Below are 12,464 nucleotides of genomic sequence, written 5' to 3'. Positions count from 1 at the left end.
AATAACCATAATTATGTAAATAAAATTCTACTACACCGAATTGCTTGTACAAACAAAATGGGAAGGGTCATTAAATGGACGATAAACTCCAAAATCTAAAAGTCATGGTGATTGATGATTCAAAAACCATTCGTCGTACAGCTGAAACTTTATTACAGCGTGAAGGCTATGAAGTGGTCACTGCCGTCGACGGTTTTGAAGCATTGTCTAAAATTGCCGATGCAAATCCGGATATCGTTTTTGTTGACATCATGATGCCACGTCTAGATGGCTATCAAACCTGCGCATTAATTAAAAACTCGCAAAACTACCAGAATATTCCAGTCATCATGCTGTCCAGTAAAGATGGTCTGTTCGATCAGGCCAAAGGCCGCGTGGTGGGTTCAGATGAATATTTAACCAAACCTTTTAGTAAAGATGAGCTTTTAAACGCGATTCGTAATCACGTAAGCGTATAACTCGGGGAATATAAAGATGGCACGTATTTTAATTGTAGATGATTCTCCAACAGAAACATTCCGCTTCAAAGAAATTCTGACCAAGCATGGTTTTGAAGTGCTTGAAGCAGCCAATGGTGCAGACGGGGTGACCATGGCACAGGCCGAGCTTCCTGACTTGGTGCTGATGGATGTGGTGATGCCGGGTGTAAACGGTTTCCAGGCAACCCGTCAAATTGCCCGTGGGGATACCACCAAGCATATTCCAATTGTGATCGTGAGTACCAAAGACCAAGCCACTGACCGCGTTTGGGGGAAACGTCAGGGTGCCAGCGATTATCTGACTAAACCTGTAGATGAACAACAATTAATAGACGTTATTAATCAACACCTGAATGCAGGATAACTTATGGCCGCAAATGGATTTATCGAATTACTTCGGTTGTCTAAACGGGGAAATAAAAACTACGTTACAACTGAAAATGAAGTAAACCGATGGTCTGGCATTGCGTTTGAGATGATGGGGCAATATTTCGTTGCCCCGTTGGGGGAAGTCACTGAGGTTATCTATCCACCAAAATATACGCCGGTACCTAACACCCAGAACTGGGTGATGGGACTGGCCAATATCCGGGGCCGATTACTCTCAGTTTCAGACTTGGCACATTATGTTTCTGGACATAGCAGTGCTTATTCACCGACTCAAAAAGTAATGTGTATTAGTCATCAAGACCATTATGTCGGTTTGGTTGTAGATCAAGTTTTGGGGATCCAACACTTTAATAAGAAAAGTTTCTTTTCTAAACACAATGATTTAGATAGTAATTTACAAGAATATTGTCAGGGGTATTTCCACCAGCATAACCAGCAATGGCATATTTTCTTATTTAGTCGTTTATTGCAAAACCCAAAATTTATGAACGCATCTATAAAATTTATAAATTAACTATCGCGTACGCATATATAAAGGCGAAAATCGGGGAGAAGCTGCATGGGCTTTAAACTTAAAAAGAAAAACTCAGGCGATGGAACCAACCGCAAAAGCGGTTCGGCATCGGTCGCAAAATTACAGACGCAAATTGACCAGTTTGCGCGTGTATTCGGTGATACCAATAAATCAAAGCCACTTATTTTCATTGCCGCAGTTGCGCTGTTGGTCTCGATTATCAGTCTTTTGTCTTTATTCTATAGCGTACCGCGTACCAACCAGTTAACCCAGAGTCTGGGTGAATTACGTTTGTTATCGCAGACCATTTCACGTCAGGCCACTGAAGCCACTGCTTCAGGCACCAAAGAATCGATCCAGAAGCTGACCCAGTCACAACAAAGCTTTAAAGAAAATCTGGAAACGGTAAAAGATATTGGCAGTAACTCGGCCGAGCTGGAAAAAGTCGAAGCCGACTGGGCCAAAGTTTCTCAGAATATTGATGCGATCAGCTCGCAACAGGCTATTATTAGCAAACTGTATGACACCAACATCGCGATCAGTGAAACCATTCCGGGGATTCAGGCCGAATATAACCTGATGGTTGACCAGATGGCACGTCAGGACATGCCAAGTAGCCAGGTGGTTATTGCCAAGAACCAGGTGTTTATTGCAGAACGTATCCTGCGTTCAATCAGCTCGGTATTAACCGGTTCAGAAAACTCGCGTGAATCTGCTGATGACTTCAGTGCCGATACCGAAACATTCGGTGCTTACTTAAATGCCCAGCTGAACGGTAGTGCAGAGCTCGGTGTACAGCGTATTGCTGACCCAGGCCTACGTGAAGCTTTAGAAGGCATCCAGTTTGAATATGATGACGTTTTAAAATCTGCATCGGTAACGGTATTAAATAACTCGGCGCAGATTGTACGTGTACGTCAGGCTGCATCGGACATTTTCAGTCAGTCAGATGAGCTGTTAAACCAGTTAAACAAATTATCCAGCGGTGCAGGCCCGGCAGTCATTATTCCGGCCGTACTGTTAATTGCCAGCTTATTGGTCTTCCTGGTACTGGTATTCAAATTACTGACGTTACGTGGTCAATCCGATAAACAGCGTGTAACCCGTCTGCAAGACGAATATGACCGTAACCAGAACGCGATTTTACGTTTACTGGATGAAATTGCCGACCTGGCGGATGGTGACTTACGTTCATACGCGACCGTATCGGAAGACTTTACCGGTGCGATTGCCGACTCGATTAACTTCGCAATTGACCAGTTACGTGACCTGGTATCGCGTATTCATGAAACTTCTCACGAAGTAGCGCGTTATACCGCCAATACTCAGGAAATTACCAACCAGCTGGCCGAAGCATCTGAACACCAGGCGCAGGAAATTGCCGGTGCATCTGCCGCGATTAACGAAATGGCGATGTCGATTGACCAGGTATCTGCCAACGCCGAAGAATCTGCAGCGGTTGCGGAACGTTCAGTACAAATTGCATCGAATGGTGCGGAAGTTGTAAACCGTTCAATTCAGGGTATGGATATCATTCGTGAGCAGATTCAGGAAACCTCGAAACGTATTAAACGTCTGGGTGAATCTTCGCAGGAAATTGGTAACATCGTTGCCCTGATTAACGATATTGCCGACCAGACTAACATTCTGGCTTTAAACGCAGCAATTCAGGCGTCGATGGCCGGTGAAGCAGGTCGTGGTTTCGCGGTCGTAGCCGACGAAGTACAGCGTCTTGCGGAACGTTCAGCATCTGCAACCAAGCAGATTGAAACGCTGGTTAAAACCATTCAGACCGATACCAACGAAGCGGTAATTTCGATGGAACAAACCACCTCTGAGGTTGTTCGTGGTGCGAACTTGACCAAGGATGCCGGTGTGGCACTGGATGAAATTCAGACTGTATCGAATAACCTGGCGAAACTGATTGCCAACATTTCTGACGCTGCGAAACTGCAGTCGGCTTCGGCGGGTCATATTGCGACCACGATGAACGTCGTACAGGAAATTACCTCGCAAACCACAACAGCAACCTTCGATACGGCACGTTCGGTTTCTGAACTGGCCAGCATGGCAGAATCATTACGTGAATCTGTAACCGACTTTAAACTTCCGGACTAAGGAAGCCACAGAGAGCTTCTTTCGGGAAGCTCTCTGTTTTACACAGATCAAGCCAAGCATCGACAAGATCAGCTTAACTTCAGGGTTAGGTTACACGTGATGGTTACAATTAAGTTTGAGTGCCGCTGGGCGCTGAAAACATAAGAAGCCTTAGCTATGAAAGAAATATTAAAAAATTTAGTTGAAACGACTGCGCTTCCTGAAGATAGTTATCTTGATCAAGATGCAGAAATTCTAGAAATTTTTGTTGAAGAAATTGAAGAAATCTTCGTTGAGCTAAAAGACCTGTTGGCTCAATGGGCCACGCAGCCTAACGATCAGGAAACGCTAACCACCATTCGCCGTCATTTTCATACCTTAAAAGGTTCTGGACGCATGGTTGGTGCCAAGTCGGCAGGAGAGCTGGCCTGGACGGTTGAAGATACCTTAAACCGGGTCATTTCCGGTAGCCTGACCCTGTCAGCGCAGGTGCAGCAGTTTGCAACCGCGGTGGCGAACGTCTTTGAATACAAACTTTATCCAAGCTTTAAACATGCTCAGCCGATGGCACTAGACCTGCGTCCATTGGTGCTATTAGGACAACAATTACAACAAAATTTAAGCCCTGAACCGGCTTTAGAAGAGCTGTTACAACTGGCAAGCAGCCTAACATCCAGCGACAGTATCACCGGTCTGGAGTTTGATACAGCAAGTACTGATGAGCAGGTTGCTGCAGACACCGAGCTGGCTGTGGCTGATAGTGTTGAAGAAGATCCGCTAGCAGCTGAAACACTGGCCATCTTTATTGAAGAAGCGGAAGAACACCTGTTAACAGTGGATCGCTTCCTGGCACATGATGAGCTGAAAACCCAAGATTACAATGGCCTGATTCGTGCCCTGCATACCTTGCGCGGCAGTTCATCCATGGCACACATCGAGCAGATTTTTGATGCCAGCTCCAAGGTCGAAAACCTGTTCAAGACCCTGTTGCAGGATGAAATTGAATCGACCTCTAAAGAAACCGCACTGTTGCTGCAATATGCTGAATTTGTGCGGGATTATCTGCATCTGTTGCCGCAGAATGACAGTGCCGGCATGGACCGGATTTATCAGACCTTCAATACTGCATGGCAGAACTATGGCTTTAGCCTGGAAGATGTTGATGAATCAGTGAATCCGCAAGGTCTGGTATCCAAGCTGATTGAACTGAATATTGATCAGTTGCTCGATGCTGAGTTCGAATTTGACCAGCGTGCGCAGGCTGAATATCCGGAATATATCCAGACCCTGAGCCATCAGGCGAAGCTGCTGGTAGAGCGTACCGATAACCGCGCCTCTCAGGGTATTCATGATTTTACCCAGGAATTACAACTGGCCTATGCGGCCTTGCTGGACAAGCCAAGCCTGCTGCATAGCGATTATGCCTTTGAATTATTTGGACAGGCGCATCAGGAATTTATCCATCTGTTTGATACCCTGGCTGCCGGACAACGCGTCAGCTTAAGCGAAGATGCCCAGCAGATCATCAATAACCTGAGTGCCTTTGTACAGCAGGATATTGAAGCGCTAAGCTCAGAAACTGGCACCACAGAAGCTGTCACCGAAACGGTTGAAGCCGGTGCCGGGCTGAATCTGGCCGTATTGTCACAGCGTCTGGAAGCTGACCGTCAATACATGGATAGCGCTGAAGCCAACAAGGACTTTGATCCAGACCTGCTGGAAATTTTCCTGGAAGAGGCCGAAGAGTTACTTACGGGTATTGACCAGGATGTTAACAGCTGGAGCCAAGACCCGAGCAATACTGCTGCGCTGAACAATCTGATGCGCCATTTGCACACCTTAAAAGGTGGTGCCAACATGATTGCAGCCAGCCATATCGGTCTGATTGCGCACCATTTAGAAACCATTTATGAGCGCATCATTAACCGTCAAATGAATGCATCAACCGCATTGATCCAGATTATCCGTCTGGTTCAGGACAATATTGCGGACCGTATCCAGACCATCCGTGAACAGCAGGTCGATTATCCGGCGCAAGAATCACTGGCGATTCTGGAAAATATTAGCGAACTGGCCCAAGGTCAACTGGTTGAAGCTGAATCGCTGGCAGTGGCGGCTGAAGCAACCTCTAGCGCAGATGTACAACAGTCTGATGCATCTGCACTTGAGTTTGAACTGGAACAGCCAGCACCTGCAGAAACAGCCTATACTGCGCCTGAAGATGAGCAGCCAGACACCAGCAGCGAACCGGTACTGGAAGATGCACCGACCCTGGCTGAGCAAACCATCCCTACAGATGCGGTATCTACTACTGAAAATGACGGTGAAGACAATCTGCATTCGATTGTGGAAGAAACCTTCCTGGAAGAAGCTGAAGAGCTGCTCGACACCACAGAAAGCCTGTTAAAGCAGTGGTTTGACCATCGTAGTGATCGAAGCATTTTGCTGCAGTTACAACGTGCTGCGCACAGCCTGAAAGGCGGCGCGCGTATGGCCGAAATCGAGCCGGTGGCCGTGATTGCCTATCAGCTGGAAAATACCTTTGAACAGTTCGCGGTGCATCAGTTTAATTCCAATGCCTATGATGCCTTGCTCAACACCACTGTGGCTTGGTTAAAAGAAGCCATCTTCCAGCGCGATTACAGCAATTTTGATAGCCTGAAAGCCAGCCTGGAGTCGATTGAATACGTCAATGCGACGGCGCAGCTGCCAGAACGCTTCAATACCGCCGATCTGCTGGCGCCAAGCAAAACCTTCGAATTTGTGCAGGGTGATGGTGCCGAGCCGCCATCCATGCAGGGCGAATGGAGCGAAACCGCACAGCTGGATAACAGCAATGAGATGATCCGTATTTCGGCTGATCTGGTTGAGAAGATGATTGACCTGTCGGGTGAAAACGCGATTAACCGCTCGCGAATCGAGATGGAGCTGGGTCAGCTGGGCGGTACCCTGAATGAAATGGAACTGGCGATTAAGCGTCTGGCCGATCAGTTACGCCGAATGGAAGGCGAGCTGGAAAGCCAGATTATTGCCAAACATGGTGATGAACATTCACGCTATACCGACTTCGACCCGCTGGAGATGGACCAGTACTCCTCCTTGAACCAGCTGTCAAAATCGTTGGCGGAATCGGCGTCGGACTTGGTGGACTTTAAGACCACGCTGGCGGACAAGATTCGTGATGCCGAAGGTCTGTTACTGCAACAGTCGCGGATTCAGGCAGAAATTCAGGAAAGCCTGATGCGTACCCGTCTGGTACCGTTCTCGCGCATGTTGCCACGTTTACAGCGGATTGTGCGTCAGACTTCATCGACCTTAAACCGTCCTGCCGAGCTGGTGGTACACAATACCGAAGGCGAGCTGGACCGGACCATTCTGGAACGCCTGATTTCACCATTTGAACACATGCTGCGTAATGCGGTGGACCATGGTCTGGAAGATGCCGCTGTACGTAAACAGGCAGCGAAGCCGGAAGTGGGCCAGATTGAGCTGAACATCGGCCGTCAGGGTACCGATGTACTGATTAGCTTTACCGATGATGGTAAAGGTATTGATGAAACCAAGATTCACGCCAAAGCCCTGAGCCTTGGCCTGATTCAGCCAGAGCAGCAGCTGGACAAGAAAGAAATTCTGCAGCTGATTTTCCATCCGGGCTTTAGTACCGCACAAGCCGTGACCCAGATTTCAGGTCGTGGCGTCGGTCTGGACGTGGTGCAAAGCGAAATTAAAGCGCTGGGCGGCCATGTCGAGGTCGATTCTGAACTCGGTAAAGGCACTACTTTCAGTATTCGCGTACCGACCACAGTGGCGGTATCCGATGCCCTGATGGTAAAAGTTGGCGATCAGCAGTTCGCAATTCCATTGGCGCAAATTGACCGTATTGTACGAATTTCACCTTCTGCGCTGGAAAGTTACTTCAGCAGCAAAGATGACTACTTCAAGATTGATCAGCAAAACTATAAGTTGCGCTATCTGTCCGAGTTTGTTGCCAATCAGCCATTGCCGCGTTTAAGCAATATCGCGCATTCATTGCCGGTGCTGCTGATTAAAGGCAATACTGGTCAGACCATTGCCTTACTGGTCGATCAGCTGATTGGTTCACGTGGCCAGATTGTGATGAAACCGATTGGGCAGCAGTTCTCCAGCGTGGGTTCGATTGCCGGCGCGACCATTCTCGGTGATGGTCAGGTCTGTCTGATTCTGGATGGTCAGAATATTGCCCGTCAAATTCAGGCAACCCAGCGCATCAAGCATGTGATGGAACCGCGTGAAGTACAGCGTCGTGATACCCGTCGTCTGGTGATGATTGTGGATGACTCGGTGACCGTACGTAAGGTCACGTCACGTCTGCTCGAACGTCAGGGCTTTGATGTGGTCACAGCCAAAGATGGTGTCGATGCGATTGAGCAGCTGGAAAATGTTAAACCGGATCTGATGCTGCTGGATATTGAAATGCCGCGTATGGATGGCTTTGAGGTGACCAACCTGGTACGCCACCATGACATCCATCGTGACTTGCCAATTATCATGATTACCTCGCGTACCGGTGAAAAACACCGCGAACGTGCCTTTAGCTTGGGGGTAACGCACTATATGGGTAAACCGTTCCAGGAAGCAGAATTGCTTGCCAATATTGAAAACATTTTGCATAGCAGTGAGGCTAAAGCATGAGTCAAAGCAACAGCACCAGCAAAATCGACCAGATTAGCCAGCAGGAACTGCAACATCTGATTACCGTTTCGACCGGTTTTATTGATGCCTATATTGTGGAATGTCATGATCAGGAAGATATGCTGATTCCGCAGAATATTGTCCTGTCGGCGCTGGACAGTTCTACCGCAGTCGATCATGTCGAGTGGCATGATCTAAAACTGCCGGTATATCGTGTTACCCATCCAGAGCAAAATCAGGGCGTTGCCTTGGTGATTGAAGGCGATGAAATTGACCAGCGTTTTGCCCTGATGTGTAATGCCATGCCAAAAACCATCCGTCTGCGTATTTCGGAAGTGGTTGATGATGAGCGTGAAGGCCAACATCCGGCGGTATTCCAGTATGTGCGTATGGGTGAGCAGGTATTCCATGTCCCGAATCTGGCACATATTCAGGCCAGTCTGGGTTTGAATAGCTAATTTAACAGTTGGCAACAGACACAAAAAAAGGAACTCCGCGGAGTTCCTTTTTTATGCAACAGTAAAAAATTAAGTCAGCAGGCCTTCAAGAATCTGCTCATAAATTTCAGCCAGTGGTTCTAAATCATCAATATTCACGTGTTCATTGATCTGGTGAATGGTCGCGTTCAGCACACCGAGTTCCAGCACTTGTGCACCGGTTGGCGCGATAAAGCGGCCATCTGATGTTCCGCCCGAAGTAGACAGTTCAGTTTCAACACCGGTCACATTGCGAATTGCATTTTTGGCGGCATTGACCAGTTCACCAACTGGGGTCAGGAATGGTAAACCGGACAGTGTCCATTGAATGTCATAGTTCAGTTGATGGCGGTCCAGAATTTCCAGTACCCGGGCTTTGAGCTGCTCAGCAGTCACTTCAGTCGAGTAGCGGAAGTTAAAGGTCACGGTCATGGTACCCGGTACCACGTTGGTTGCACCGGTACCGGCCTGAATATTCGACACCTGGAAAGAGGTGGCCGGGAAGTATTCGTTGCCATTGTCCCAAACGGTTTCGCACAGTTCAGCCAGCGCTTTAGAGGCGGTATGAATCGGGTTAATCGCCAGATGCGGATAAGCCACATGGCCCTGTTTGCCTTTCACGGTTAATACCGCATTTAATGAACCACGACGGCCATTTTTGACAATATCACCCAGACGATGGGTGCTTGATGGTTCACCGACCAGACACCAGTCCATTTTTTCATTACGTGCTTCCAGGGTTTCAACCACCTTTACGGTACCGTTAATGGATGGACCTTCTTCATCTGAGGTAATTAAGAACGCAATTGAGCCTTTATGATCTGGATGTTTGGCCACAAAGCGTTCTGAAGCCACCACCATGGCTGCCAATGCCGTTTTCATATCGGCACTACCGCGGCCATAGAGCTTGCCATCACGAATTTCTGGAGCAAACGGGTCAGAATGCCAGGCATCTAAACTACCGGTAGGGACCACATCGGTATGACCGGCAAAACAGAACACCGGGCCTTCTGTGCCTTTACGCGCCCAAAGATTATCGACATCTTCAAAACGCATTGATTCAATATTAAAGCCAATCTTTTTTAAGCGTTCCGCCATGATGTCTTGGCAGTTATGATCAACGGGTGTTACGGAAGGTTGACGTAATAACTGTAAGCTGAGCTCGAGCGTATCTGAGTGGTTCATGGCTTTGGAATCATGCAAAAATTTGCCCCCTATAATAGGGGAATCATGCCGAGAAGGGGAGTTTTTAATATAAAAAAACCTTATCAGGAGATAAGGTTTTTGCCGGGAATTTGCATTGAAATTTGATTATTGACGGATTTCATCCTGAGTTTTTTCAGCCGTATTACTTACCGCATTACCTGCTGAAGAGACATCTTCACCTAGACCTTTTACTGTATTACAACCAGTCAGAACAAACATCATTAGTAATGAAGTCGCTAGAATTTTTTTCATCATCATCTCCGTATCATTAAGCATAAATTATTCTGATGTGAAAATTAGAGTAAGAAATATACAGCCAAAAAAATATAGTGCTTTGATTGTGGTTGAGTAATTAAATGTTGTTCAAAGATAGGCTTTTAGTCCAATAGTGCTGATAACAGGCATCCATCAGCACCGGGTTACGATACATATAAAATGCTGACTGATCCTGATTCAGATATAAGCCATTGCTCCAGAATGCGTTGGCTGAACTGCTTGGACTGGCATGTGGGCAAATCCATTCATGCCGTTGCAGTCGGTAAAAATCCTGATGATTTTTCGGCAAATGCTGGCCCCAGGTGCCAATTCTGCGCTCGGGATTGACCCAGTCAGGAAGAGCCTGTGCAGTAGCATGTTCAGGCAGATACAGCTGGCCTTTTAACACGGCAAAGCGCTGCTGAATGGTATGACCTTGGGCCTGCTGAAACTGAAACTGCTTTTGGGTAAAGTGGGTTAACTTGCGTAATAAGGTGTCGCTGCGGTTCAGCCCATACCAGTAGGGCAGACTCAAATCACGTTCAGCCAGATAATATTTGAGCGCCACTTCCCAATGTTCAACTTGCTGGTGGTCATGGTTTAGCAGCAGAAAATCGAGTTCGCCCGTGGTGCGTGGTCCATCAATTATCTGAATGCTATGTCCGAGCAATTCATAAGGATGATAGTCACGCTCGGTCAGCCAGAACCAGAGCAGCATTTCAAACCGTAGCCCTAGCCGGGTACTTTTGAGCTGGCTTAAAAAATCTTCCAGTGCAGCCGGATGCTGGTCTAAATGCTTCAGCCGGCTTTGATAATGATCAAAGTGCTGCAACCAGCAATCTGTGGGATGAAAATCAAAGCCATAACGCTGCTCCAGTGCTGGTGGCAGCTGCTGTAAAATGTTGGGACTGGCCACGCTAAAGGCCAGTTGCCGCACCAGCGGATTGCGGAAATTTAACCAGGGTTCAGCAGAAATATCAGTAAAGGTGTTAGGCGACATCAGTAAATCCATGGTTAAACAGCAGAATTACAACGAAGAAAAGTTTAAAAACGCTTTATACTAGCGCAATTCGACGGGTAGGGTTGCGGTATGAGAGTATTGTTTTGGCGAAGTTTGGTGGTGATTTTTGTCATCCTCGGCTTCATTGGTGCAGTGTTGCCCGGTATGCCAACAACAGTCTTTCTGATTTTAGCTGCCTGGGCCGCATCCAAAGGCTGGCCGCAAATGGATGCCTGGTTGTTGAACCATCCCAAATATGGCCAGACCTTAAGAGACTGGCGTGCCAATGGTACCGTACCACGTAAAGCCAAATGGTTTGCCACCATCATGATGCTGATCAGTGCCTGCATCATGTTATTTACCACGGCTCCGCTGGCAGTCAAAATTTTTACCAACCTGACCATGTTTGTGGTGGCAATCTGGTTATGGCTACGCCCTGAACCTGTTGTTGTCACTCCACCAAAGGTAAAGCAAGAATGATCTACCCTCTACATGCTGCAGATATTCTGGTCGATTTATCTGAGCAGACCTTATATCTGCCAAAACACAATAAACTGTATGTGGTGTCTACCGGTGAAAAGGGCATTGGTGAAGCGGAAAATAGTGGCAAAACCCCACGTGGCTGGCATCAGGTGGCCCTCAAGTTTGGTGCAGATGCGCCGGAAAATACCGTGTTTATTGCCCGTCAGCCAACGGGTGAAATTTATGATGATGAGCTGGCCGAACAGTTTCCTGAACGTGACTGGATTTTGTCCCGTATTTTATGGCTATCAGGGCTGGAGGATGGTTTTAACCAGGGCGCTGGCTGTGACACCTTTAAACGTTATATTTATTTGCATGGCACGCCAGATACCGAACCGATGGGCATTCCCAAGTCACATGGCTGTATCCGGATGCGCAATCGCGACATTATCGAGCTGTTCGAGCTGATTCCAGAACAGGCATTGGTGTATTTGTCTGAAAAGCGGCTGGATTTTAGCCCCTTGGCCATTGAACCACAGCCATAAGACTTAAGCCTGAATTTGCTGCCATTTTTCACAGGGAAAAAATAAAAATGTGCAGGCGAGCAGGGGGGTAATTGCAAGAAATTTCTTCTATTCTCAAGTGGGCTAAAAATAAAATTTTTTGAATAAAGTCAAATAACATACAGAATTTGTTTGTTTTTCTAGCGAATCACTTATTTTTTAATCACTCAGTCATAAAAAAGTGAAAACTGGCAGAAAAGCGTTTGACAGGCGGTAAAGATTCTCTATAATGCACCTCACAAACGATGAAGACGTTAAGGGCGCTTAGCTCAGTTGGTAGAGCGTCTGCCTTACAAGCAGAATGTCGGCGGTTCGATCCCGTCAGCGCCCACCAAGCCTTTACGTTAAAGA

11 protein-coding genes and 1 tRNA gene are annotated in these 12,464 nt (G+C 47.3%); 9 read left to right on the top strand and 3 right to left on the bottom strand.

The features are described from left to right. The first annotated feature begins 74 nt into the window (after positions 1 to 74). The 6 genes from pilG (at position 75) to ACVLR6_RS10570 (ending at position 8,609) form a co-directional block, all read left to right on the top strand. On the top strand, positions 75 to 458 hold the full coding sequence (gene pilG / locus ACVLR6_RS10595; RefSeq protein WP_104505638.1) for a twitching motility response regulator PilG: 384 nt from the start codon (positions 75 to 77) through the stop codon (positions 456 to 458). A gap of 16 nt (positions 459 to 474) precedes the next feature. Then, positions 475 to 843, top strand: a complete 369-nt coding sequence (locus tag ACVLR6_RS10590; protein WP_005179539.1) for a response regulator — start codon at positions 475 to 477, stop codon at positions 841 to 843. Between the two features lie 3 nt (positions 844 to 846). Further along, complete coding sequence (locus tag ACVLR6_RS10585; protein ID WP_005179538.1) at positions 847 to 1,383, top strand: chemotaxis protein CheW; 537 nt, start codon at positions 847 to 849, stop codon at positions 1,381 to 1,383. A gap of 45 nt (positions 1,384 to 1,428) precedes the next feature. Next, the gene (locus ACVLR6_RS10580; protein ID WP_168399065.1) at positions 1,429 to 3,501 is read left to right on the top strand and encodes a methyl-accepting chemotaxis protein; all 2,073 of its coding nucleotides are present in this window, start codon (positions 1,429 to 1,431) and stop codon (positions 3,499 to 3,501) included. A gap of 156 nt (positions 3,502 to 3,657) precedes the next feature. Next, positions 3,658 to 8,151: an Hpt domain-containing protein gene (locus ACVLR6_RS10575; protein ID WP_455995153.1), complete on the top strand. Its 4,494-nt coding sequence runs from the start codon at positions 3,658 to 3,660 to the stop codon at positions 8,149 to 8,151. Next, positions 8,148 to 8,609, top strand: a complete 462-nt coding sequence (locus ACVLR6_RS10570) for a hypothetical protein (protein WP_075167114.1) — start codon at positions 8,148 to 8,150, stop codon at positions 8,607 to 8,609. Before ACVLR6_RS10575 ends, ACVLR6_RS10570 begins: the two co-directional genes overlap by 4 nt. A 69-nt stretch (positions 8,610 to 8,678) precedes the next feature. Here ACVLR6_RS10570 and dapE read toward each other — a convergent pair whose 3' ends face one another. The 3 genes from dapE to ACVLR6_RS10555 form a co-directional block, all read right to left on the bottom strand. Then, positions 8,679 to 9,812: a succinyl-diaminopimelate desuccinylase gene (gene dapE, locus ACVLR6_RS10565; RefSeq protein ID WP_005179534.1), complete on the bottom strand. Its 1,134-nt coding sequence runs from the start codon at positions 9,810 to 9,812 to the stop codon at positions 8,679 to 8,681. Positions 9,813 to 9,938: 126 nt separating this feature from the next. After that, positions 9,939 to 10,085 carry an entericidin A/B family lipoprotein gene (locus tag ACVLR6_RS10560; RefSeq protein WP_005179532.1) on the bottom strand — a complete coding sequence of 49 codons (147 nt, stop codon included), beginning with the start codon at positions 10,083 to 10,085 and terminating at the stop codon, positions 9,939 to 9,941. A 100-nt stretch (positions 10,086 to 10,185) separates the two neighbouring features. Beyond that, positions 10,186 to 11,088, bottom strand: coding sequence for a DUF1853 family protein (locus ACVLR6_RS10555; protein ID WP_016659332.1), 903 nt, complete (start codon positions 11,086 to 11,088; stop codon positions 10,186 to 10,188). A gap of 90 nt (positions 11,089 to 11,178) precedes the next feature. On the opposite strand from ACVLR6_RS10555, the gene ACVLR6_RS10550 reads away from it, so the two are divergent. From ACVLR6_RS10550 to ACVLR6_RS10540, 3 genes are all read left to right on the top strand, one after another. Beyond that, positions 11,179 to 11,568 carry a YbaN family protein gene (locus tag ACVLR6_RS10550; RefSeq protein WP_075167111.1) on the top strand — a complete coding sequence of 130 codons (390 nt, stop codon included), beginning with the start codon at positions 11,179 to 11,181 and terminating at the stop codon, positions 11,566 to 11,568. Further along, the gene (elsL, locus tag ACVLR6_RS10545; protein ID WP_104488696.1) at positions 11,565 to 12,095 is read left to right on the top strand and encodes a cell wall-recycling L,D-carboxypeptidase ElsL; all 531 of its coding nucleotides are present in this window, start codon (positions 11,565 to 11,567) and stop codon (positions 12,093 to 12,095) included. The genes ACVLR6_RS10550 and elsL overlap by 4 nt, the downstream gene beginning before the upstream one ends. A gap of 276 nt (positions 12,096 to 12,371) precedes the next feature. Beyond that, a tRNA-Val gene (locus ACVLR6_RS10540) sits at positions 12,372 to 12,447 on the top strand. The last annotated feature ends 17 nt before the right edge of the window (positions 12,448 to 12,464 follow it).

It is taken from the genome of Acinetobacter sp. T63 (assembly GCF_053852345.1).
Note: the sequence above shows the minus strand (reverse complement) of the source record. Positions and strands in the feature narration are given on the sequence as shown.

Excerpts from the sequence above, each read along its gene's own strand:
- ACVLR6_RS10575 (WP_455995153.1), top strand. The coding sequence starts at position 3,658 with ATGAAAGAAATATTAAAAAATTTAGTTGAAACGACTGCGCTTCCTGAA.
- pilG (WP_104505638.1), top strand. The coding sequence starts at position 75 with ATGGACGATAAACTCCAAAATCTAAAAGTCATGGTGATTGATGATTCA.
- ACVLR6_RS10585 (WP_005179538.1), top strand. The coding sequence starts at position 847 with ATGGCCGCAAATGGATTTATCGAATTACTTCGGTTGTCTAAACGGGGA.
- ACVLR6_RS10550 (WP_075167111.1), top strand. The coding sequence starts at position 11,179 with ATGAGAGTATTGTTTTGGCGAAGTTTGGTGGTGATTTTTGTCATCCTC.
- ACVLR6_RS10555 (WP_016659332.1), bottom strand. The coding sequence starts at position 11,088 with ATGTCGCCTAACACCTTTACTGATATTTCTGCTGAACCCTGGTTAAAT.
- ACVLR6_RS10590 (WP_005179539.1), top strand. The coding sequence starts at position 475 with ATGGCACGTATTTTAATTGTAGATGATTCTCCAACAGAAACATTCCGC.
- ACVLR6_RS10580 (WP_168399065.1), top strand. The coding sequence starts at position 1,429 with ATGGGCTTTAAACTTAAAAAGAAAAACTCAGGCGATGGAACCAACCGC.
- elsL (WP_104488696.1), top strand. The coding sequence starts at position 11,565 with ATGATCTACCCTCTACATGCTGCAGATATTCTGGTCGATTTATCTGAG.
- dapE (WP_005179534.1), bottom strand. The coding sequence starts at position 9,812 with ATGAACCACTCAGATACGCTCGAGCTCAGCTTACAGTTATTACGTCAA.
- ACVLR6_RS10570 (WP_075167114.1), top strand. The coding sequence starts at position 8,148 with ATGAGTCAAAGCAACAGCACCAGCAAAATCGACCAGATTAGCCAGCAG.
- ACVLR6_RS10560 (WP_005179532.1), bottom strand. The coding sequence starts at position 10,085 with ATGAAAAAAATTCTAGCGACTTCATTACTAATGATGTTTGTTCTGACT.